Below are 20,258 nucleotides of genomic sequence, written 5' to 3'. Positions count from 1 at the left end.
TTCTTATGGCCACCCAACCCGCATCATCGTTTTACTTCCCCGCGCCGCGCGCACAAAAGTTTTGTAGCCAATGCGCCGCGCACATTACCTACCTGACACCGCCCGACGACAACCGGTTGCGGGCCGTATGCGAAAGTTGCGGCGCGGTTCATTACCAGAACCCGCGCAATGTCGTCGGGGTGCTGCCAATATGGGAAGACAAAATATTGCTGTGCCGGCGCGGCATAGAACCGCGCTATGACAAATGGACCTTACCCGCTGGTTTCATGGAGCTGGGCGAAACCACCGCTCAAGGCGCCATGCGGGAAACCCAGGAAGAGGCTGGCGCCCAGATCGAACTAGGGCCGCTGTACACCGTTATCGATGTGCCACACGCCGAACAGGTACATTTCTTTTATCTTGCGCACGTACTCAGTCCCGAACTGGCTCCCGGGCCCGAGAGCCTCGAGGCCCGCTTCTTTACCGAAGATGAAATCCCCTGGCCCGAACTCGCGTTCCGTACGGTGATCACAACACTCGAACACTACCTCGAAGACAAAAAACGCGGCCACTTCAAGCCCGGAGCGCATCCGCCGGTGCACTACTACGAAGTTTCGCTCCCAAAACGCGACTACTAATCCACGCTCATCCTTCCGGCATGACAGTTTTACCCTGGGTTGGGCCGCACGACGCGCTACCTGACCCACACCATGCACAACCCGACGGCCTGCTGGCCGCCGGTCTAGACCTCGGCCCCGCACGCCTCGAGGCCGCCTATCGCAAAGGCATTTTCCCCTGGTTCAATGAAGGCGACCCGGTCTTGTGGTGGAGCCCAGACCCACGCATGGTGCTAGCTTGCTGCGATCTGATCGTTTCGCACTCCATGGCCAAGAAGCTACGGCAGCTCAAGCGCTCTGAATCGATTGACGCCTCTGGCCTGCAAATTCGCGTCGACACCGCCTTCAACCAAGTCATAGACGCCTGCAGCGCTCCCAGAAAAGGACAGCCCGGCACCTGGATTTCACCGCAAATCAAGGCGGCCTATGGCGCGCTGCACGACCAAGGCAAAGCCCACAGCATCGAAACCTGGCTTGATGGCAAGCTGATAGGCGGCTTGTACGGCGTCAGTTTGGGTGGTTTCTTTTTTGGCGAGTCCATGTTCAGCCACGCACCAGACGCCTCGAAACTTGCGCTGGTGTACTTAACCGGCTTTTTAAAATGCCACGGGGTCGAACACATAGACTGCCAGCAAGAAACTCCACATCTGGCCAGCCTGGGTGCCAAACCCGTGCCCAGGGCTGTCTTTATGAGCTGGCTGAGCACAGCCCTTAACCGCCCACCGCCGCCTTGGCGCTCTGGCACGCTATTACAAAACGGTACGATTGCACCATTGCCCTGAAAGCACCGATAATGAACGGGCAAACAACCCCGATGCCCTGTCATGAGCCGTCCTACCGACCCCCATTGTCAAACGCTTCAGTTTTACGCCACGGCAGCTTACCCGTGCAGCTACCTCGAGGGCCGCAACGCGCGCTCTCAGGTTGCCGCCCCCAATCATCTGATCGACACCACGCTATACAGCCGCTTGGTCGAACAAGGTTTTCGTCGCAGCGGCATTTTTACGTATCGCCCACACTGCGATCAATGCCAGGCCTGCAGGCCCATTCGTGTCGACGTCAATAATTTTGTGCCAACACGCACGCAAAAACGTGTCTGGAAGCGGCATGCTGCGCTAACGGCCAGCGTCCTTCCGCTTGAGTTTCACCCAGAGCACTACCAGCTTTACCAACAGTACATCGGGACGCGACACGCCAATGCAGGCATGGATGACGACAGCGAAGCCCAGTACACCCAATTCTTGCTCAGCAGCCGGGTAGACACCGCACTGGTCGAATTCCGCACCCCCGAAAACGAACTGAAAATGGTGTCGATCATTGACGTGCTGGACACGGGTTTATCAGCCGTCTACACCTTTTTTGACCCCTCCGCCCCAGGCAGTCTGGGGACATACGGCGTACTTTGGCAAGTCGAGCATTGCCGTGAATTGGACCTGCCCTGGCTTTACCTGGGGTACTGGATTCATGAAAGCCGTAAAATGGCGTACAAATCTGTTTTTCGCCCCCATCAAATCTACGTCAACGGCGTTTGGGCCACCCCCGAACCCTTGGCCGGCTGAGCCATGTCATTACTCTTTAACGCCTACTCGTTTACCCGCCCTGCCCTCTTTTCATTAGACGCCGAACACGCACACGAACTCACGCTGTCGTCTTTACAAAAGGCCTACGACTGCAGCTTCACCAGGCGCCTCATGCATAGCGCGCCCAGTCTGCCTACGCAACTCATGGGCTTGCAACTGCGTAACCCTGTCGGGCTGGCGGCAGGGCTAGACAAAAACGGAGCGCACATCGACGCCCTTGCAAACCTTGGTTTTGGCTTTATCGAGGTGGGCACCGTAACGCCCAAGCCCCAAGACGGCAACCCGAAGCCACGCATGTTTCGCTTGCCAGCCGCCAATGCACTCATCAACCGACTGGGGTTCAACAATCGCGGGCTCGATGTCTTCCTACAGAACGTGCAGCGCAGCCAGTGGCGCCAACAGGGCGGCATTGTAGGGCTCAATATCGGCAAAAATGCCGCCACACCCATTGAGCGCGCCGTTGACGACTACCTGATCGGCTTGGAGGGTGTGTACCCGCATGCTGACTACGTTACCGTAAATATTTCGTCTCCGAACACTCAGAACCTGCGAGCCCTGCAAGGGCAAGACGAACTGGGTGGTCTTCTGTCAGCACTGGCCGACAAGCGCAAGGCGCTTGAAGACCAGCATGGCAAACGCGTGCCTCTGGTGGTAAAAATTGCCCCTGACTTATCTACCGAACAGGTTGATGTCATTGCAGACGTGCTGGGTCGCCATGGCGTTGACGGCGTCATTGCAACCAACACAACACTGTCGCGCGATGCCGTGAAAGGCCAACCGCATGCCGAAGAGAACGGCGGCTTGTCGGGCCCGCCGGTTCACGCCTTGTCGCTGGCTGTCATTCGTCGCCTGCGCGAACAATTGGGTCCGCAATTTGCCATTATTGGCGTTGGCGGTATTGGCAGCGGGCGTCAGGCCGTCGAAAAGATACAGGCGGGCGCAAACGCCATCCAGCTTTATACCGGTCTGATCTATCGCGGCCCCGCACTTATCGGCGAATGCGTACGTAGCTTGTCAACGCTCAATAAATAAACACATCGGGCGTTACGCTGCTTCTGCCGAAACAAGTTTTTCGGCACTGCTTTGTACTGCACCGCCCATCCGGCTTCGCCATGAAAAACACCCCAAAGGTTGGATGTGTGTCCAACTTTTGGGGTGCAGTTCAAAGGCAGACTGCTTTTAGCGGGCAAAGCACACTAAAGGCATCTTACCAGCAAGCATACCGGCCGAAACCCGCCCGGCAGCCTGCCGCTTGTATTACGAGGCGCGGCGCGTACGAGGCGTGGCCGACTTAACCACTTCAGCGGCTTCAGATGCGGCCTTGAAGGTGGCGTTGGTGGCTGCCGTGATGTTCGACTCGGCTGCTTCGCTGGCTTGCTTGGCTGCTTTGGCAACAGTTTCGTAGGCTGTGTTGGCCGAGGCCACCGACGACTTCAGCAAAGCAATGGCGCCTTCGGTGCCAGTAGGTGCATTTTTTGCCAACTGGTCGATGGTGTCATGCATTTGCTTCTGACTATGGGCCAGTTGCTCTTCAGCAAGGCGTGCCAAATCGGACTGAACCGAAGACATAATGTCGTAGACGTGCTTGCCATAGGCCAGCGCCTTGTCGGCGTTAGGCTGTACCAGGCCCGACGTAAAAGCTGCCGCTTCTTGAGGGTCTTTAACGTCGATAGCTTCTTGCGATTTCTGAGCAACGTCTTCAAACGTTGCCTTCATCACTTTGAGGTTCAGATCAACCAGTTTTTCGAAGCCGCCGAAGATCGAACCCTGAGCAGCCAGGATCTTGTCAAGCGAGGCTTTCTGGTTGGCAAAAATTTGTTGGGGAATTGCGCTCATGGTGTTTTCCTTTAAATAAGGGTTATGCTGCGTTGCACAAAAATAATTTAACCCTTTAAAAACAACATGTCAATGAATTTTTTATTGCAGTGCAATAATTTTGGAACAGGCTTTTTCAGCGTCCGCTGATTGGCCCACCCTCAAAGCCCAACGCTTCAGAAATGCTGCTGGCCGTCTTGAGCAAAACATCAATCCATTCGTCGCGCATGCGCTCGGCAGGCGCCGAAATTGACAACCCCGCCTGCAAATTACCGGCATCATCGTAGATACCGGCCGCGATGCAACGGACCCCTAGTTCGAGTTCTTCGTTGTCGCGTGAATAACCGGTGCGACGCACCAGGGCGAGCTCTTTTTCAAGCTTGTCGGCCTGAGTAATACTGTTGGGCGTCGCGCCGGTGAGCCCGGTACGCATAATGTATGCCTTGATCTGACGCGAATCGCTGGCCGATAAAAACAGTTTTCCGGTAGACGTCAGGTGTAAGGGCGCACGCCCACCAATTGCACGCACCACCTGCATACCCGACCGCTCGCTCCAGGCGCGCTCGATATAAACGATCTCGTCATTTTGCTGCACCGACAAATTAACGGTTTGCCCGGTCAGTTTATGCAACGCACGCATCGGATCCAGGGCCACCTCTCGCACACTCAGGCGCCCTTTAACCAGCGAACCTAGCTCGAGCAAACGCATGCCGAGACGATACAGCCCGCTGTCCACCCTTTCGACATAACGCCCCGCAACCAGATCGTTAAGAATGCGATGCGCCGTCGACGTATGCAACCCGGTTTTAGCCGCTAGGTTTTTGAGCGGAACGGGTTCGGCCTGATGCGCCAGTACGTCGAGCAACAGCATGGCACGCTCGAGCACCTGAATGGTGATCGGTGATTCGGAAGGAGCATTTTGGACGGTAGCCCCTGGGCGGGCAGAGAGTTCGGTTCGGGACATGCTTGACTTTGACGCAACGCAACATTCTCATATTATGAAAATAGTTGTCGTTTTGGCAAGATCTTTTTGCCTGTCGTGTGTGGTCCGATAAAAGCGCCCAGGTGCACCAGCTTGCTTCAGCAGAGCCAGCCAGGCGCACCCAATGCCAGAGGGAGGTGTCAGGGCGACAAGGTGCCACCGGCCTCTTGGGCCGCATTCTTCAAAAAGGCCAAAGCCTCGGCCGCGGCGAGGTGTTCGCCTTTGACGCCCAGGTCGATATGCGGTTTACCCTCGCCGCCCATACTGGGCAAACTGAACGCCTTTACGCCGGGCCAACGCGCCTCGAGGGCTTCGAGCGCCGGCGTAATGCGTGATTCAGGTAGCCCGAACACCAGGAAGGAATGCTCGACACGCACCGTCTGGTGATGATACTGGCGGTAACGCGTATCGAGTGTCCATTCGAGCATTGGCCAAGCCATGACCGGAAAGCCGGGCATGAAGGTATGGTTACGAATGAAAAAACCAGGAATCTTGTTGTAGGGATTGGGAACGATTTCAGCCCCTGTTGGAAACACGCCCATTTGCAAACGCTGCTGGTTTTCAGGCAATGACATATCGGCGCTGCCGACGCCATTTTTCTCATTCTCGGCGCAACGTTCGGTAATAAGACGTTCAGCCTCGGGATGCAGGGCAAGGTCAAGCCCCAGCGCCTCAGCGGCCGCCTGACGGGTTTGGTCGTCGGGCGTCGCCCCGATGCCGCCGCAGCTGAAGACAATGTCGTCAGTGGCAAAGCTGCGCTTGAGTACGGCGGCAATACTGGCACGATCGTCGGAGACGAATTCGGCACCCGACAACTGCATGCCCCGCTGCCCAAGAAGCTCGATGACCTTTGAGAAATGCTTGTCTTGCCGACGGCCGGACAAAATTTCGTCGCCCACAATAATGAGGCGTACACGAGGCACAGTAATAGATGTCATTGATTCACCTTTTTTAAAACTTAGACATCGATAACGGTTTCTTGGCGCAACTGACGCAAAGCCTCAAGGCTGAAATGCGCGTACACCAGTGCCGAAAACACCGGCAACACCAGCCAAGCGGGCGGAAACAGATTGATCAATGAAAGAATAAAGCCCATCAGCCAGTACTTGCGGTTATGCCGCTTCCAGATGATGCGGCGCTCGACAGGGCTGGCATGTTCGATGACGGCATCGACACGCAACATACGCGTAAAGGCGAATGCCCACCAAAAAATGGGCAACAAAATCGGAAACGGCGGAAACAGCCAAAGCGGCATGGTCAGCAACCAGCCGATGGCAAAGATCCCACCGACCCAGACCGCATTCCAGATGCCTAGCGCAGTCGACATTTGCCCTTGCCGAATGAGTCCCCGGTATTCGCGTTGCTCGAGGTGACGCAACACCAGCGGCATGACAAACACGGCAGCAATGACCAACCCCAAAATGCCCGATAGCGGCAGCAAAATGGCTATGGCCAGCAAAGGCACCAGGTAGGCTTGCAAAGAAAACAACCCGATGCCGAGCATCCATTGGTCTACCGTAGTCAGTACGCCCCAATTGGCCGCCTCGCCGCTTAGCCAGGCAGTAAGCGGCGCCCAGAACGCCCACAGCAAAACGATACCGCCCAGCAGCGCAATAATGAAGGGCAAAAATAAAGCAAACAACATTTTGGGGTGCAGCTGCGATACCAGCGCACGCCGAAACGCCTGCCCCACCGACGCCATGCCAGAGACCCGGACGGGCTCGGAGACGTTGGCAACTACACGAGAATCAGACATAGTTTCAGTGACCTTTCAAACATTCGACTATCATAGCTAAAGCCAAAACAATTTGCCCCAGACACACACCCGTTTTTGCCCCTGTTTATGCCCGTTTTCACACTTCCCGACCACATTGACCCGCTAAGAAAGCACTTGGCCGACAGCAGCACAGACACCAGTTTGGTCGCATGTTTTTGTGCTGCCTGGTGCGACACGTGTCGCGACTACGCCCCTGCCTTTGCACAATTGGCAGACAAGTTTCCGCAGTACGTTTTTATCTGGGTGGATATCGAAGAAAACCCCGAGCTGCTCGGGGATGAAGATGTAGAGAACTTCCCGACGTTATTGGTGCAAACTGCCACCGAAAACCGGTTTTTTGGCCCGATGCTGCCACATATTGGTCACCTGGAAAAGCTATTGGCAACCATAAATAGAATGCCCGCCATTAATGGCGGGCCGCCGATGCTGCGCCAAACCCTGATGGCGCAAGCCTGAACACCTGCACTGCGCACCCACAAAGCCAATGCCAAGACACGTGCCTTTGGGCAGAGCGCGGCAAGCCCACCGGGCTACGCCGACTGACCTAGCGGCCGCCCAGGAGTACGCCCACCTGCTTACGCACGGCCTTGCCGGGCCCGGCTGACTTGGGCAGCTGGGGCGCTGCTGATACCGACGACGCGACATAGGGCTTGGTGAAGAAGTCATCGACAGGCTTGCGCGACGACATGTCGGCATAAGCCCGGGAAGAACGTTCGCGACCCGACGAGGAGGCGCCTGTCGAGGGACGGCGCGTTGCAGCCTGAACCTGTGCGGGTAGCTCGAGCGTGCCGCGCGGGATCTTGGCTTTGATGAGCTTTTCGATGTCGAGAAGGTAACGCTCTTCGTCAGGGGCAAAAAAAGCAATGGCCTCGCCCGACGCGCCGGCACGGCCCGTACGACCGATACGGTGAACGTAATCTTCGGCGTTGTAGGGCAAGTCATAATTGATAACGCAAGGTACACCTGCCACATCGAGACCACGTGCGGCAACATCGGTGGCTACCAAGACTTCAAGATCACCTGCCTTGAAGGCCTCGAGCGCCTTCATGCGATCGAGTTGGCTTTTATCGCCATGAATCGACTCGGCCTTGACACCATCGCGCTCGAGCAAGCGCGCCAAGCGGCTGGTGCCAATTTTTGTATTTGAAAAAACAATAACCTGGTTAAGCCCGCGCGACTTGACCAGATGAACAACAGCAGCCCGCTTGGCATCGCCTGACAACGGATACGCAATTTGCGTCACGTTCTCGGCGGTGGCGTTGGGTCGCGCGACTTCGATTTCGACCGGCTCTTTAAGCCAAGTGCGACCGAGTTTACGGATTTCGGGGCTGAAGGTTGCCGAGAACAACAAGGTTTGACGACTTTGTGGCAACAAACGAACGATGCGATCGAGGTCGGGCAAGAAACCCATATCGAGCATGCGGTCGGCCTCGTCGAGCACCAGAATACCGACTTGGGCAAGGCTCACGTTCTTTTGCTCGATGTGGTCTAGCAAACGACCCGGGGTAGCAATGACGACTTCGCAACCGCGCCGTAACGCGTCGCGTTGAGGGGCGATATCGACACCGCCAAACACTACCGCCGAGCGCAAAGGAATAGACTCGCTGTAACGCGACACGTTCTCGGCGACCTGGTCTGCCAGCTCGCGGGTAGGCGTAAGAATCAGCGCTCGAACCGGGTGTCGAGCAGGTGAGGCACTGCTATTGGCCAGAGGCATTAAGCGCTGCAATATGGGCAGCGTGAAAGCGGCGGTTTTGCCTGTGCCCGTTTGCGCCGCACCCATGACGTCGCGACCTTGCATGACGACCGGGATAGCTTTGGCCTGGATAGGCGTGGGAACGGTGTAACCCGTTGCGGCGACTGCCTGCAAAATGCCCGGGTGCAAGCCTAGATCGGAAAACGTGATTTGCGGAGTATCGGAGATAATAGTTTCTGTCATTGAATAAGGTTACGCCTGCGCAGGAACACCCCGCCAGACTTTGATAACCCGGGCATTTTAACGCACGTCGTCCCGCAACCCTATGACAGCCCAAAAGGGCCACCCGAAAGTGTCGTTAAATATCCACTACTTAGCCAAGGTAGCAGCTACAACAGCGCCCGTATCACCCAAAACGCCAACATACCCGACACAATAACGGCCACCGTACTGCGCGTGCGCGCATAAACCACTATGGCGACCAACACAGCCAGCAAACGAACATCGACAAAGGCATGAGCCCCTTCTGACCAGGGCAGAATTTCGGGAACAATAATGCCAATAAGCGCGGCGGGTGGCGCATAACGCAATGCGCGACGCACACCCTCGGTTAACGGGATTCGATTACCGAATACAAAATAACCCGCACGAGTAATTAAACTGCACAACGTCAGCAGCCCGATTACCGCCAAAACATAGGTGTCATTATCAGCCATGGCTTACCTTTGCTGAGGCTTGATGCTTTTCAGTCAAAACGCCGGCGACAATGCCGCCAACAACGGCCACAGCAAGGCCCAGACGCAAGGGCAGCGGCTGCCCCAGCCAGGCAATGGTGCCTGCCACCAATATAGAAACCGCCATGGGCATATTTTTGACCAACGGAATCGTAATGCCCAGCAACGCCAGCGTCGCGGCGAACTCTAGCGCCCAGCTTGTTGGCACAACGCCGCCCATGAATATGCCGGCCAACGAGGCCACCTGCCAAGAAATCCAGCCCGGAATAATCAGCCCGAGGTAATACCAGAACTGATGGCGTGTGCCGCGCTTTTTGCTGTCGGCAAAACGCGTCATGAACAAAACAAAACCCATATCGCTTAACCAAAAGCCTAGACCCAGGCGCGAGGGCCAGCGATAGCGCGCAAAAAACGGCTGCATGGCCGCACCAAATATCACGAATCGGATATTGACCACACACGCTGCCGCAAAAATAAGCCATATGGGCGCACCGGCCACGATAAGCGGCAGTGCAGTCAGTTGGGCCGAACCCGCATACACCAACAACGTCATCAGGCTGGCCATGGCTTCAGACATGCCAGCCTTGACCATGGCAATACCAGTCACAAACCCCCACAGGCTGGTTGCCACCATGGTGGGCAGGACCTGACGAAAACCTTCGTTGAAGCTTTTCTGTGCCCGCGCCTTTGACCACGCGTTATAAGTAGATAAAGACCCCATCCGACGCCTCATTACCCTTCGGGCATTTTTTGAAAAATGCCGGGACAACCCTGTAAACCCGCAATCATATACGAGCGCACCCGAATTGTTTTATTTCGCTGAATTGTCGCGGGCTGTTGGTACAATGCAGCCAGTCAAATCATTATCCCAGGACGAATCATGAGCAGTGCCGATACCCCTGCAAAACACAACGATGACGTCATTCTGGTCGGCGCAGCCGACCTGCCTGTTTATTGTCCCGGCCCGAAAGCCCCGCTCTGGTCAATGCACCCGCGCGTTTACATCGAAGTCGCCAAATCGGGCCAGGGCGTTTGCCCCTACTGCAGCGCCACCTACCAGCTCAAGCCAGGCGAACACGTCCACGGCCACTAAGCGTCAGCCCGTGGCCGCCCAGCTCGATCTCTCGCCTTGCCCTTCCCCCATATGGTTGCCCGGTGGGCACACGCAAACCATATGGGGCGCAACGGTCGCGCGCTTTCATCATATTTCGTTCGTACGCGAACGGGTAGACACCCCCGATGGCGATTTTCTCGACTTCGACTGGACAGGCCCTGGCCTGTTCGCCGATAAAACCGCCGCCAATGTTCGCGTCCCGCGCGAGCCTGCTCTCGAGCATACCGCCGCCTATCGGTGGGCCGACCGCACCGACTGGCAAGCCCTTATGGGGCTCGAAGAAACACCGGCTTTAATACTGTTTCACGGCCTCGAAGGCAACAGCAACAGCCGTTACGCCCAATCAATCGCCCAGTACTTCCGGGGCCGGGGCTGGATTGTCGTCATCGCCCATTTTCGAGGGTGTTCAGGCTTTCCAAACCGCATGGCGCGAGCCTACTACTCGGGCGACACCGAAGATGTCGGTTTCATGCTCGATACCGTCAGGGCCCGCATTCCCAACGCTCGCTGGCACGCCACAGGCGTCTCGCTCGGGGGCAATGCCATGCTTAAGTTTCTGGCCGAAAACCCCAACGCCAGCCATTGGGTCAATGCGGCCGCCGCCATCTCCGTCCCGCTCGACCTCGTTGCTGCGGGCGGCGCGTTATCCGACACGCCGGTTGGCAAGTGGGTGTATTCGCCCTATTTCCTGGCCTCAATGAAGCGAAAAATCGCCGAGAAAGCCCAACGTTTCCCCGGCAATATCGACACCCTGCGGCTTAATCACATCAAAACCATTCGCGACTTCGATGACATGTACACCGCGCCCATGCACGGTTACAAAAACGCCCTCGATTACTGGACGCGAGCTTCTTCCAAGCCCCTGCTAAAGGCGCTGACAACACCCTCGCTCATCCTAAACGCGCGCAACGACCCCTTTGTTCCCGAAGCGTCGCTACCGGGACCGAAAGAGTGTTCAGAACAAGTGTTGCTGCACCAACCCGCCGAGGGGGGGCACGTGGGGTTTATTACGGGGAAGTTTCCGGGCCACACCAGCTGGTTGCCCACGCGGCTATCCCGCTTCTTCGAGCGCAAGCAATAACGTCGCAACAGGCCTGGCCCAGCTGCGGGCTAGGGCTAGGCCGAGCCCTATCTAAACTGCTCTAGCAACTCACGATTGCGCCGAACCCGTTCTTGCAGGGTTCGGATTTCGACGTCAAGTTCAGACTGCACGTAGAAGTCTTGAGTCATGCCCCGCGCCTGCTGTAATTGCGACACCGCCGTGGGTAAAGCACCTGTTTTTTCGTAGAAGACGGCCATGGCGCGACGCGCCTGCACGGGCCGACCCATACGTTCGAGACTGAGCGCCTGCATCTGATAAAACCGGGGCTCATCGGGCCATTTTTTAATCATGCTGGTGAGCATTTGGACCGCTTTCTCGGGCTGGTTGTCGGCCTGCAATGCCCGTGCCACCACCATACCCAAGGCCTGATTGTCGGGCCAGCGTTCGAACGCCTTGAGCGCGGCATCTACGGCCTTTTGATTATCGCCACGCGACAAGGCAATATCGGCTTCGAGCCCGGCGATTTGGGGCGAATATATGCCGTCAGCCCGCGCATTCTGCAACGCCTTGGCGGCCTCATCAAGGTCTTTCCGCTGCCAGGCCAGATAGGCCAGGCCATACCATGCTGCTGCCTTGGGCACGCCAGTAGCCGACTGAGCGTCTTGCCGAAGCACCGCTTCGGTGTTGCGCAGCGCGAGCGAGTCGCGCGATTGGATAACACGCAGTTTTGCGCGCACAAACCAGTAGGCATCGGTATCGTTGCGCCGAACAGGCGGCAAGGCCCGCACGCGGTTTTCGATATCGGACATTCGCTGAATCGACAACGGGTGAGTGCTGGCATAACTGCCGCCCCCTGCACCTTCGTTCAGCCTCGATGCCGTCCCCAAACGCTCGAACATTTGCACCATACCGACTGGGTCGTAGCCGGCGCGACGCAACATTTCTACGCCGGCGCGGTCGGCCTCTTGCTCGGCCATCCGCGAAAAGCCCAACTGGCGGTCGACCGCCGCCGCTTGGCCGAAGGCCGCAACACCTGCAGCGAGATCACCGGCACCGGCTATGGCGGCAAGTAAGGCCCCGGCGATGGAGGCCATGGCAATATGACTGGACTGATTGCTTTGTGTCATGCCACGGGCAACGTGGCGCTGATTGACATGGCCGATTTCGTGCGCCACCACCGACGCCAGTTGCGACTCGTTGGTTGAGGCCACCACCAACCCACTGTTGATGCCAACGTAGCCCCCCGGCAGGGCAAATGCGTTAATCGAGGGGTCGCGCACACCGAACACATCGATGGCTGCGCTACCCGCAGCCCCAGACAACTTGCGCCCCATCTCATTCAGATACTGGGAAACATCGGGGTCGTCGATATAGGTTGGGTCGCGACGTCCTTGCTCCATGATGGCGTCGCCCAGCGTTTTTTCGAGGGCAGGAGACAATTCCGCCGACGAGGCGGACCCCATACTGGGCAACCCCATGGGCTGGGCCTGGCCGGCCACCGGTGCAAACAAAGCAAATACCAGAACCGCCGCGCCCGTGTACTTCATGTGCCTGCCACCCCCACAGCCGGCACAGCGGCCGACCTTATCTTGCCGGGTAACCGCCCTTTGCCCGACAGGCGCATCAGGGTACCCAACGCAAATAACAAACCAAAAACCTCGACGAAACCAGCCAAAATCCACATCGTCAGACCGCCTATGGCCTGGTCGGTAACTGCAGACATGCCCGGTATTGCGCGGCCACAGAGATCGAAAATAGGATATAGGTCGTATTCGGTGAACGTAATCACTGCGCCGACCACCATTTGCGGCACCATCGTAATGACCGGCGACAAAATACGTGCCCCCGGCGATAGTACAGCGGGCGGGCTTGGGCGACGATCAAGAATCAAATTCCAGTACAAGAACCCGCTAATGACCACGGACCAGTTCATGAAACGATACAGGCGCCAGTCGAGCATGGAATAAAACTGCACGCTGGGAATAAGCCAGATCACCACCAAGAACACGAACATGAACGGCACAAGAATTTTGTTCGTCAGCACGGCCTCGGTGAAGCGCCCCAAGGGGGTAAGGCGGAAATTTTTTAGCCAAAGCCGAAGCGGCATGGGCAACCCGGCGCGCATGACCTGACCGGGGTAAGCCCCCATGATAAGTAGCGGGCCTAGATGATGCAGCACGAGATGCTGCAAACGATGAGCAAAGAAAAGGCGCTCGGCGTAGTAGTCGATGCGGGTATGCAGCGACAAATACAACACCACAATACCCAACCAAAACAGCCATTGACGCGCCGCAGAAATGCGATGTTCGCGGGTACCACGGATGAACAGCACAATGCCCACCACAAACATGAGCACCAGTGCGGGAGAAAACTCCCAGGGCACAAGCCAGCCTAGGACATCCATGGACAACAACCCAAAAGCGAAAACACCCGCTAGTTTAAAACAATATGGCGATGATCACCCCAGCGCACATGACGCACACCGGCAACGGTAGTGAGGTCGCGCGCCTGCTTCATGAGCACGGGGCGCATTTCGGGGGAACAACTTACCGTGACACAGGCACTGACCAGTGCCGGATCGGCCGCTGCGCTGACCTGTACCGAGCCCACCTTAAGGCCTGCAGATTCGAAGTTTTTGTACAAGGCGCGTCGCACATCGGCCATGTGGTCACGCGAGCACACGACGGTAAGACGCGAAGCAGCAGGCTTACGGTCACGAGCAGGCACCGACTGAACGCCAGCGCGACGAAGGAACAAATTGAACAAACGCATAACACCACCTTTCGTATGCCGCACAATGCACACGCAAAGCAACTGACCAAACGTGGCCAGGATTTAAAAAGTGGGTGGCGTAAAACCCGGAGATAACCCGGTTAGACATGCCACACCCTGCTGTATTACCCCAGGGCGTGACCAAGCTGAAAACCTGAAAACGCGCCTAGAGATCAATAAAATTGTCGATACACGATCGACTGTTACTGTCGCCAGAATCGGTATTCACCGCTTCAGCTCCTATAAAATGAAGAGACCGCCATTCTAACCTGCAGACATGGGTTCAGACAAGACAGCCAGGCCTCTCAAAGATGACTTGGTCGATAATTTTGCAGCGCCACAACACCTCGTTGAATGGTGCGCGAACGTCAATCAAAGCTGATAGCCATCCAGCCAGCCCAGGGCGGTGTACACATGGACCACAGTTGCGGCAATCCCGAAAACGACAACCGTACCACCCAGAAACACCGTCAAAATAGCCACAAGCACCGGGCCCCAACCCGTTTGGGTCTGCAGCGACGAGCCCGGGTTGTAGCGGGCATCGAACCAGGCGTCTGGTTTCAGACTGAACACCAAGGCCTCGATGCACCCCGCCGCCATGGGAATAAAAAGCAGCAAAAATGCCGGGTTATCCCACCAGCTTGGAAAGGTTTGCGCGTAGGCCAGCAACCCCAGCGTTACCAACGTGAACAACCACGCGTAGGGGCGACGCAAATACCACCAATGGGCGCCAAACACACCCAGCACTGCCGCCAGCAGCGCTACAATGACCTTGCTGCGATGTTGCTTCATCTGCATTATTCCGAAGTTCAACCGAACGCCGATTGTATTAGAACCCTTCATGTCCCAACCCGATTTCGACCTGGTTATTATGGGCGCAGGCCCGGTTGGCAGCGCGCTGGCCCTGATGCTGGCCCGCTACTCCCCCGACCCTGCTCGTATCGCGCTCGTGGGCACCCAATTCTTTGCGACAGACACTTTAAACAGCCCCACCGACCCACGCACCATTGCCCTGAATCACGGCAGTCAAGTCGCTCTGCAGGCCCTCAACGCCTGGCCGAGTCGGTGCAGCCCCATCACAACGGTTCACGTTTCACAACGCCAGCGTTTAGGTCGCACCCTCGTTCAACACGACGATTTCGGCGTTCCCCAGTTGGGGTGCGTGGTCGCCTATCCCGACCTGCTGGTCGCGCTGCACGCGGCACTGGAAAAAAGCGGGGTCACCCGGCTTAAGTCCAGGCCCGTCACGCCTGCATTTGGCAACCCGGTCGAACTGCACCCCGATACCGGCCCGATAACCGCACACTTGGCGGTTCAATCAGACGGAGCGAAACCAAAAGGTATCGAGCGCAACTACGCACAGGCCGCGGTGCTGGCCACGGTCACCGCCTCCGAGCCCCGCCAGGGCTGGGCCTTCGAGCGCTTCACTCGTCAAGGCCCTCTGGCTGTTTTGCCCCATCCGTCGGGCGAGGGCCACTATGGCGTCGTTTGGTGCTGCCATCCCGATCAGGCGCAAGCGCTCATGCACCTGGCTCCGGCCCAATTCAACGCCGCCCTGAATGACACCTTCGGCACGCGGCTGGGCCGGCTGACACTGAACGGCAATCGCCAGCAATTTCCGCTCGGCCTGAATGCAGGGCCGCTACGCACACACGCACGTGGGGTCGCCATTGGCAATGCCGCACAAACACTGCACCCGGTTGCCGGCCAGGGCCTTAACCTGGGCCTGCGCGATGCGTCACAACTGGCCCACGCCCTGCGGTTCTGGCTGGCCAACCCCTCGTCCGACCCTACACCGCTGCTCGATACCTTTACCGGACAACGGCGCATCGACCGCTGGGCAACCGCCGCCATTACCGACGTCTTGCCTCGCATATTTGCCACAGGCAACCCGTTGGTGGAGCACGCCTGCGGCCTAGGGCTGCTGGCCATGGACTTAAGTCACACCCTACGCACCCCGCTAGCCACGCACCTGCTGCAAGGCATACGCACGTAACATCTTGACGTCAGCCCCAATCCTAATTGGCGGTTAAAATCGACCCTATGCGTATCGGCCCCTGGACCTTCCCCAATCGTGTTTTTGTCGCCCCGATGGCCGGTGTCACCGACCGTCCGTATCGCCAATTGTGCAAGCGACTGGGGGCGGGGTATGCCGTCTCCGAAATGGCGGCCAGCAACCCAAAGCTTTGGCACAGCGTCAAAACGTCGCGGCGCCTCAACCACGAAGGCGAGTCCACTCCCATTGCCGTGCAAATTGCGGGCGCCGATCCCGCCATGATGGCCGAAGCCGCCGTTTTTAATATTCAAAAAGGCGCGCACATCATCGATATCAATATGGGGTGCCCGGTCAAAAAAGTGTGCAACGTCGCGTCGGGCTCTGCGCTATTGCGCCACGAAGCCCTGGTCGCCCAAATTCTTGAAAGCGTAGTGTCGGCATGCCGCCCGTACAACGTACCGGTAACGCTCAAAACCCGTACCGGCTGGGATGCCGAATCGCGTAACGCCCTACACATTGCACGCCTGGCACAAGATATCGGCATTGCCGCACTTACCCTGCACGGACGCACCCGCGCCGACCTATACAACGGCCAAGCCGAGTACGACACCATCAAGGCGGTCAAGCAAGCATTGTCCATCCCCGTCATTGCCAACGGCGACATCGACAGCCCCGAAAAGGCCCGCTATGTACTTGATTACACCGGCGCCGACGCAGTCATGATCGGGCGGGCCGCCCAAGGGCGGCCCTGGATTTTCCGCGAAGTGGCCCATTACCTCGACACAGGCCGGCACCTCTCACCCCCCACCTTTGGCGAGCTTCGTTCCTGCTTGCTCGAGCACCTCGAAGACCACTATCGCTTCTATGGCGAATATACTGGCGTACGTTCGGCACGGAAACACATTGGCTGGTACCTCGCCGAACAGCCCGACAGCGCCGCGCTGCTAAGCCACATCAATCAAACTGAATCCACCCAGGCACAACTTGCCGCGGTCGCCCACTGGTTCGATCTGCATGCCCCCGACGATTTCATCCTGTCACCGGCAACATCCGAATCCGTACCCGCGCTGGCTGCCTGACCCAACCAAACCAATAACAGCAAAAATCTGTACACATGAACGACCTCAATCCACTGGAACAATGCGTGCGCGACAACCTCGAACGCTACTTTGCCGACCTGGGCGACTCTGAACCCGACAACATGCTGGCCATGGTCATTTCATGCGTCGAGCGCCCCGTGTTGCAAGTGGCCCTTGAACGCGCCAACGGCAACCAGTCGAAAGCTGCCGACATGCTGGGTATTACCCGCAGTACTTTGCGCAAGAAACTGCAAGCCCACAATCTGCAACCCTGATTTCCCACTTTATTTTTTGCTATCTCATGAAAACTCAAACCGCACTGCTTTCGGTTTCCGACAAGACCGGCATCGTCGACTTTGCCAAGGCACTGGCCCAGCGTGGCGTCAAGCTGCTGTCTACCGGCGGTACCGCAAAACTGCTGGCTGACGCCGGTCTACCTGTTACCGAAGTCGCGCAACATACGGGTTCGCCGGAAATTCTCGACGGCCGCGTCAAAACCTTGCACCCAAAAATTCATGGCGGCCTGCTGGCCCGGCGCGACAGTGCAGAACACATGCAAACCATCGAAGCCCACGGCATCGATCGCATCGACCTGCTGGTGGTCAACCTGTACCCGTTTCGCGAAACCATTGCCAAACCAGACTGCACGTTTGCAGATGCGGTTGAGAACATCGACATCGGCGGGCCGGCCATGTTGCGCGCTGCCGCAAAAAATCATGGCACCCCCGAGGGCGGCGTAACCGTCGTCATCGACCCGGCCGACTATCCGCGTGTACTGGCCGATATCGACGGCCCGCAGGGCGAACCGGGCTACGCATTGCGCCTGGAACTGGCCGCCAAGGTATATGCTCACACAGCAGCCTACGACGGCGCCATCGCGGCCTACCTGACAAGCCTGACCGAAGCCGAGCCTGCGCAAGACGCTCAACCCGCCCGCGACACATGGCCTCGCACCCTAACGCTGCAGGTCAAACAGCACCAAGCACTACGTTACGGCGAGAACCCACACCAAACTGCAGCGTTTTATGTCGACCAGCCGGTTGGACAGGGTTTGCTAGGCAGCTACCGCCAATTGCAAGGCAAAGAACTCTCGTACAACAACATTGCCGATGCCGACGCCGCCTGGGAATGCGTTCGCAGCTTTACACAAAGCGCCTGCGTTATCGTCAAGCATGCCAACCCCTGCGGCGTAGCGGTAGGCGACACCCCTGAAGCCGCTTACCAACAGGCGTATAAAACCGACCCTACCTCGGCATTTGGCGGCATCATTGCGTTCAACCGTCCGGTCGACGAAGCCTGCGCGCAAGCGATTACCTCGCAGCAGTTCGTCGAGGTCTTGCTGGCGCCCGCCTATACCCCGGAAGCACTCGTCGTATTCGCGGCCAAGAAAAACGTTCGCGTTCTGGAAATCCCAGCCGGCGAAGCTCACAACGCACTCGACATCAAACGCGTCGGCGGCGGCTGGCTGGTACAAAATCCTGACGACTTCCAGGTCGACCCAGCCATGCTCAAGGTCGTCACCACCAAGCAGCCCTCTGCGCAACAAATGCAAGACCTGATGTTTGCCTGGAAGGTCGCCAAGTACGTCAAATCCAATGCCATCATCTTTACGGGCAATGGCATGACCTTGGGCATTGGCGCCGGCCAAATGAGCCGTATCGACTCGGCGCGCATCGCCGCCATCAAGGCCGACAATGCCGGGCTCAGCCTGCAGGGCTCAGCAGTAGCGTCCGACGCCTTCTTCCCTTTCCGTGATGGTCTTGACGTAGTCGTTGATGCCGGTGCCACCTGCGTCATCCAGCCTGGTGGCAGCGTACGCGACGACGAAGTCATCGCCGCCGCAAACGAGCGCGGCATCGTCATGGTCTTCACGGGTACACGTCACTTCCGCCACTAATGCGGATTCTCGGCATTGACCCGGGCCTCAGGCGCACCGGCTTTGGCATTATCGATGTCCAGGGCATGCGCCTGACCTACGTCGGCAGCGGCACCATTGTGGTGCCCACCGACCAACCCCTGGCCCGGCGCCTCAAAACCATCCTCGACAACGTACGCGAAGTCGTCGAAGTCCACCAGCCCACGGTGTCGGCGCTCGAGAAAGTGTTCGTCAACACCAACCCCACGTCAACATTGTTGCTGGGTCAGGCTCGCGGGGCAGCCATGTGTGCGCTGGCTGACCACAATCTCGATGTACACGAATACACTGCGCTACAAATAAAAAAGTCAGTGGTAGGTAATGGGCATGCCGCCAAAGAACAGGTACAAGCCATGGTGCAGCACTTGCTCAAACTCAGTGGCCTGCCTTCACCCGACTCGGCCGATGCGCTAGCCTGCGCCATTTGCCACGCCCACGTCGGCCCGCTCACCGAGAAACTCAAGACATCGGGCGCGCTGAGCAGCCTGGGCGGTACCCGCCTGCGCGGCGGACGCCTTGTGTAAATCCTCTATAAACGCCCCCTTGCAGGAAACCGCAACATGATCGGACGCATTACCGGCACCCTTATCGAAAAATCCCCGCCAACCGTGTGCATTGACGTCGGCGGTGTGGGCTACGAAATCGATGTCCCGATGAGCACGCTCTACAACCTGCCTGACACCGGAGCCAAAGCCACTTTGTTCACCCACCTGGCGGTGCGCGAAGATGCCCATATCCTATACGGGTTCAACTCAGCTCAAGAACGCGCCACCTTTCGCGCGCTCATCAAAGTTACAGGCATCGGGGCACGCACGGCGCTGGCCGTGCTGTCGGGGATGACCTCTGAAGAACTGGCCGACGCCATTACCCGGCAAGAAACGGGGCGCCTGACGCGGGTACCAGGCATTGGCAAGAAAACAGCCGAACGACTGCTGCTCGAACTCAAGGGCAAAATCGGCGCCGACTTGCCGGCCGGCCTGCCCGGTCAACCCGCATCCAGCCGCGACGACATCGTCAACGCGTTGCTGTCACTGGGCTACTCTTCCGCCGAATCGCAGGCGGCACTCAAAACGCTGCCTGCCGATGTTGACGTCGCCGAAGGCATCCGTCTGGCCCTCAAGTCTTTGTCGCGTTAGACTGCAGCCTTATTGTTGGGTAAC

24 protein-coding genes are annotated in these 20,258 nt (G+C 57.8%); 13 read left to right on the top strand and 11 right to left on the bottom strand.

Translation table 11 applies throughout. From position 1 onward, the window contains the following. Positions 1-5: 5 nt before the first annotated feature. The 4 genes from CHR62_RS07230 to CHR62_RS07215 are packed head-to-tail and all read left to right on the top strand — an operon-like array spanning position 6 to position 3,208. Positions 6-617: an NUDIX hydrolase gene (locus CHR62_RS07230; RefSeq protein WP_093969229.1), complete on the top strand. Its 612-nt coding sequence runs from the start codon at positions 6-8 to the stop codon at positions 615-617. 20 nt (positions 618-637) lie between these two features. Beyond that, positions 638-1,378, top strand: a complete 741-nt coding sequence (aat, locus tag CHR62_RS07225) for a leucyl/phenylalanyl-tRNA--protein transferase (RefSeq protein WP_123660475.1) — start codon at positions 638-640, stop codon at positions 1,376-1,378. Positions 1,379-1,420: 42 nt separating this feature from the next. Beyond that, positions 1,421-2,155 (top strand): arginyltransferase, encoded by a 735-nt coding sequence (locus tag CHR62_RS07220; RefSeq protein WP_093969231.1) that lies wholly within the window; start codon positions 1,421-1,423, stop codon positions 2,153-2,155. A 3-nt stretch (positions 2,156-2,158) separates the two neighbouring features. After that, positions 2,159-3,208 carry a quinone-dependent dihydroorotate dehydrogenase gene (locus CHR62_RS07215; RefSeq protein ID WP_093969232.1) on the top strand — a complete coding sequence of 350 codons (1,050 nt, stop codon included), beginning with the start codon at positions 2,159-2,161 and terminating at the stop codon, positions 3,206-3,208. 225 nt (positions 3,209-3,433) lie between these two features. Here CHR62_RS07215 and phaP read toward each other — a convergent pair whose 3' ends face one another. The 4 genes from phaP to CHR62_RS07195 all read right to left on the bottom strand — a co-directional run bounded on the left by phaP (position 3,434) and on the right by CHR62_RS07195 (position 6,675). Continuing rightward, positions 3,434-4,012 (bottom strand): TIGR01841 family phasin, encoded by a 579-nt coding sequence (phaP, locus tag CHR62_RS07210; protein WP_093969233.1) that lies wholly within the window; start codon positions 4,010-4,012, stop codon positions 3,434-3,436. 115 nt (positions 4,013-4,127) lie between these two features. Next, on the bottom strand, positions 4,128-4,955 hold the full coding sequence (locus CHR62_RS07205) for an IclR family transcriptional regulator (RefSeq protein WP_093969234.1): 828 nt from the start codon (positions 4,953-4,955) through the stop codon (positions 4,128-4,130). A 158-nt stretch (positions 4,956-5,113) separates the two neighbouring features. After that, positions 5,114-5,911: a molybdopterin-binding protein gene (locus CHR62_RS07200; protein WP_123660474.1), complete on the bottom strand. Its 798-nt coding sequence runs from the start codon at positions 5,909-5,911 to the stop codon at positions 5,114-5,116. Positions 5,912-5,931: 20 nt separating this feature from the next. Beyond that, positions 5,932-6,675, bottom strand: a complete 744-nt coding sequence (locus CHR62_RS07195) for an EI24 domain-containing protein (RefSeq protein ID WP_370318046.1) — start codon at positions 6,673-6,675, stop codon at positions 5,932-5,934. Positions 6,676-6,816: 141 nt separating this feature from the next. Between CHR62_RS07195 and CHR62_RS07190 the strand changes: the two genes are divergently transcribed. Then, on the top strand, positions 6,817-7,206 hold the full coding sequence (locus tag CHR62_RS07190) for a thioredoxin family protein (RefSeq protein WP_123660472.1): 390 nt from the start codon (positions 6,817-6,819) through the stop codon (positions 7,204-7,206). A gap of 88 nt (positions 7,207-7,294) precedes the next feature. Here CHR62_RS07190 and CHR62_RS07185 read toward each other — a convergent pair whose 3' ends face one another. From CHR62_RS07185 to CHR62_RS07175, 3 genes are all read right to left on the bottom strand, one after another. Beyond that, a complete protein-coding gene (locus CHR62_RS07185) occupies positions 7,295-8,689 on the bottom strand; it encodes a DEAD/DEAH box helicase (RefSeq protein WP_093969238.1) in 1,395 nt (464 codons plus the stop codon). A gap of 146 nt (positions 8,690-8,835) precedes the next feature. Further along, positions 8,836-9,162, bottom strand: coding sequence for an AzlD domain-containing protein (locus CHR62_RS07180; protein ID WP_123660471.1), 327 nt, complete (start codon positions 9,160-9,162; stop codon positions 8,836-8,838). Then, complete coding sequence (locus CHR62_RS07175; RefSeq protein WP_093969240.1) at positions 9,155-9,901, bottom strand: AzlC family ABC transporter permease; 747 nt, start codon at positions 9,899-9,901, stop codon at positions 9,155-9,157. Before CHR62_RS07175 ends, CHR62_RS07180 begins: the two co-directional genes overlap by 8 nt. A gap of 159 nt (positions 9,902-10,060) precedes the next feature. Here CHR62_RS07175 and CHR62_RS07170 point away from each other — a divergent pair, with 159 nt between their 5' ends. Together CHR62_RS07170 and CHR62_RS07165 are read left to right on the top strand one after the other, a co-directional pair. After that, a complete protein-coding gene (locus tag CHR62_RS07170) occupies positions 10,061-10,273 on the top strand; it encodes a zinc-finger domain-containing protein (protein WP_093969241.1) in 213 nt (70 codons plus the stop codon). Positions 10,274-10,283: 10 nt separating this feature from the next. Then, on the top strand, positions 10,284-11,375 hold the full coding sequence (locus tag CHR62_RS07165; RefSeq protein WP_123660470.1) for a YheT family hydrolase: 1,092 nt from the start codon (positions 10,284-10,286) through the stop codon (positions 11,373-11,375). A gap of 47 nt (positions 11,376-11,422) precedes the next feature. On the opposite strand, the gene CHR62_RS07160 is transcribed toward CHR62_RS07165, so the two are convergent. From CHR62_RS07160 to CHR62_RS07145, 4 genes are all read right to left on the bottom strand, one after another. Then, positions 11,423-12,883, bottom strand: coding sequence for a M48 family metalloprotease (locus CHR62_RS07160; protein WP_233574904.1), 1,461 nt, complete (start codon positions 12,881-12,883; stop codon positions 11,423-11,425). Continuing rightward, positions 12,880-13,749, bottom strand: coding sequence for a cytochrome c oxidase assembly protein (locus CHR62_RS07155; RefSeq protein WP_173862494.1), 870 nt, complete (start codon positions 13,747-13,749; stop codon positions 12,880-12,882). Before CHR62_RS07155 ends, CHR62_RS07160 begins: the two co-directional genes overlap by 4 nt. A gap of 20 nt (positions 13,750-13,769) precedes the next feature. After that, a complete protein-coding gene (locus tag CHR62_RS07150) occupies positions 13,770-14,108 on the bottom strand; it encodes a hypothetical protein (protein ID WP_123660469.1) in 339 nt (112 codons plus the stop codon). A gap of 372 nt (positions 14,109-14,480) precedes the next feature. Beyond that, positions 14,481-14,900, bottom strand: a complete 420-nt coding sequence (locus CHR62_RS07145; RefSeq protein WP_233574903.1) for an NINE protein — start codon at positions 14,898-14,900, stop codon at positions 14,481-14,483. 49 nt (positions 14,901-14,949) lie between these two features. Between CHR62_RS07145 and CHR62_RS07140 the strand changes: the two genes are divergently transcribed. The 6 genes from CHR62_RS07140 to ruvA are packed head-to-tail and all read left to right on the top strand — an operon-like array spanning position 14,950 to position 20,234. Further along, complete coding sequence (locus CHR62_RS07140) at positions 14,950-16,104, top strand: FAD-dependent monooxygenase (RefSeq protein ID WP_123660468.1); 1,155 nt, start codon at positions 14,950-14,952, stop codon at positions 16,102-16,104. Between the two features lie 47 nt (positions 16,105-16,151). After that, positions 16,152-17,183, top strand: a complete 1,032-nt coding sequence (gene dusB / locus CHR62_RS07135) for a tRNA dihydrouridine synthase DusB (RefSeq protein ID WP_123660467.1) — start codon at positions 16,152-16,154, stop codon at positions 17,181-17,183. Between the two features lie 35 nt (positions 17,184-17,218). After that, complete coding sequence (locus CHR62_RS07130) at positions 17,219-17,458, top strand: helix-turn-helix domain-containing protein (protein WP_093969248.1); 240 nt, start codon at positions 17,219-17,221, stop codon at positions 17,456-17,458. 26 nt (positions 17,459-17,484) lie between these two features. Further along, positions 17,485-19,080: a bifunctional phosphoribosylaminoimidazolecarboxamide formyltransferase/IMP cyclohydrolase gene (purH, locus tag CHR62_RS07125; protein WP_093969249.1), complete on the top strand. Its 1,596-nt coding sequence runs from the start codon at positions 17,485-17,487 to the stop codon at positions 19,078-19,080. Continuing rightward, positions 19,080-19,622, top strand: a complete 543-nt coding sequence (gene ruvC / locus CHR62_RS07120) for a crossover junction endodeoxyribonuclease RuvC (RefSeq protein WP_123660466.1) — start codon at positions 19,080-19,082, stop codon at positions 19,620-19,622. The genes purH and ruvC overlap by 1 nt, the downstream gene beginning before the upstream one ends. Before the next feature lie 36 nt (positions 19,623-19,658). Continuing rightward, positions 19,659-20,234 carry a Holliday junction branch migration protein RuvA gene (ruvA, locus tag CHR62_RS07115; RefSeq protein ID WP_123660465.1) on the top strand — a complete coding sequence of 192 codons (576 nt, stop codon included), beginning with the start codon at positions 19,659-19,661 and terminating at the stop codon, positions 20,232-20,234. Positions 20,235-20,258: the final 24 nt, after the last annotated feature.

This window comes from Pusillimonas sp. NJUB218 (assembly GCF_003788685.1).
Classification (GTDB): domain Bacteria; phylum Pseudomonadota; class Gammaproteobacteria; order Burkholderiales; family Burkholderiaceae_B; genus Neopusillimonas.
Note: the sequence above shows the minus strand (reverse complement) of the source record. Positions and strands in the feature narration are given on the sequence as shown.

What these genes read in the sequence shown, in the direction of transcription:
- CHR62_RS07205 (WP_093969234.1), bottom strand. Translation starts at nt 4,955, where the DNA reads ATGTCCCGAACCGAACTCTCTGCCCGCCCAGGGGCTACCGTCCAAAAT.
- CHR62_RS07175 (WP_093969240.1), bottom strand. Translation starts at nt 9,901, where the DNA reads ATGGGGTCTTTATCTACTTATAACGCGTGGTCAAAGGCGCGGGCACAG.
- ruvC (WP_123660466.1), top strand. Translation starts at nt 19,080, where the DNA reads ATGCGGATTCTCGGCATTGACCCGGGCCTCAGGCGCACCGGCTTTGGC.
- dusB (WP_123660467.1), top strand. Translation starts at nt 16,152, where the DNA reads ATGCGTATCGGCCCCTGGACCTTCCCCAATCGTGTTTTTGTCGCCCCG.
- CHR62_RS07185 (WP_093969238.1), bottom strand. Translation starts at nt 8,689, where the DNA reads ATGACAGAAACTATTATCTCCGATACTCCGCAAATCACGTTTTCCGAT.
- CHR62_RS07170 (WP_093969241.1), top strand. Translation starts at nt 10,061, where the DNA reads ATGAGCAGTGCCGATACCCCTGCAAAACACAACGATGACGTCATTCTG.
- aat (WP_123660475.1), top strand. Translation starts at nt 638, where the DNA reads ATGACAGTTTTACCCTGGGTTGGGCCGCACGACGCGCTACCTGACCCA.
- phaP (WP_093969233.1), bottom strand. Translation starts at nt 4,012, where the DNA reads ATGAGCGCAATTCCCCAACAAATTTTTGCCAACCAGAAAGCCTCGCTT.
- CHR62_RS07160 (WP_233574904.1), bottom strand. Translation starts at nt 12,883, where the DNA reads ATGAAGTACACGGGCGCGGCGGTTCTGGTATTTGCTTTGTTTGCACCG.
- CHR62_RS07150 (WP_123660469.1), bottom strand. Translation starts at nt 14,108, where the DNA reads ATGCGTTTGTTCAATTTGTTCCTTCGTCGCGCTGGCGTTCAGTCGGTG.
- CHR62_RS07190 (WP_123660472.1), top strand. Translation starts at nt 6,817, where the DNA reads ATGCCCGTTTTCACACTTCCCGACCACATTGACCCGCTAAGAAAGCAC.
- CHR62_RS07195 (WP_370318046.1), bottom strand. Translation starts at nt 6,675, where the DNA reads ATGGCGTCGGTGGGGCAGGCGTTTCGGCGTGCGCTGGTATCGCAGCTG.
- CHR62_RS07140 (WP_123660468.1), top strand. Translation starts at nt 14,950, where the DNA reads ATGTCCCAACCCGATTTCGACCTGGTTATTATGGGCGCAGGCCCGGTT.
- CHR62_RS07200 (WP_123660474.1), bottom strand. Translation starts at nt 5,911, where the DNA reads ATGACATCTATTACTGTGCCTCGTGTACGCCTCATTATTGTGGGCGAC.
- purH (WP_093969249.1), top strand. Translation starts at nt 17,485, where the DNA reads ATGAAAACTCAAACCGCACTGCTTTCGGTTTCCGACAAGACCGGCATC.
- CHR62_RS07220 (WP_093969231.1), top strand. Translation starts at nt 1,421, where the DNA reads ATGAGCCGTCCTACCGACCCCCATTGTCAAACGCTTCAGTTTTACGCC.
- CHR62_RS07145 (WP_233574903.1), bottom strand. Translation starts at nt 14,900, where the DNA reads ATGAAGCAACATCGCAGCAAGGTCATTGTAGCGCTGCTGGCGGCAGTG.
- CHR62_RS07215 (WP_093969232.1), top strand. Translation starts at nt 2,159, where the DNA reads ATGTCATTACTCTTTAACGCCTACTCGTTTACCCGCCCTGCCCTCTTT.
- CHR62_RS07130 (WP_093969248.1), top strand. Translation starts at nt 17,219, where the DNA reads ATGAACGACCTCAATCCACTGGAACAATGCGTGCGCGACAACCTCGAA.
- ruvA (WP_123660465.1), top strand. Translation starts at nt 19,659, where the DNA reads ATGATCGGACGCATTACCGGCACCCTTATCGAAAAATCCCCGCCAACC.
- CHR62_RS07230 (WP_093969229.1), top strand. Translation starts at nt 6, where the DNA reads ATGGCCACCCAACCCGCATCATCGTTTTACTTCCCCGCGCCGCGCGCA.
- CHR62_RS07180 (WP_123660471.1), bottom strand. Translation starts at nt 9,162, where the DNA reads ATGGCTGATAATGACACCTATGTTTTGGCGGTAATCGGGCTGCTGACG.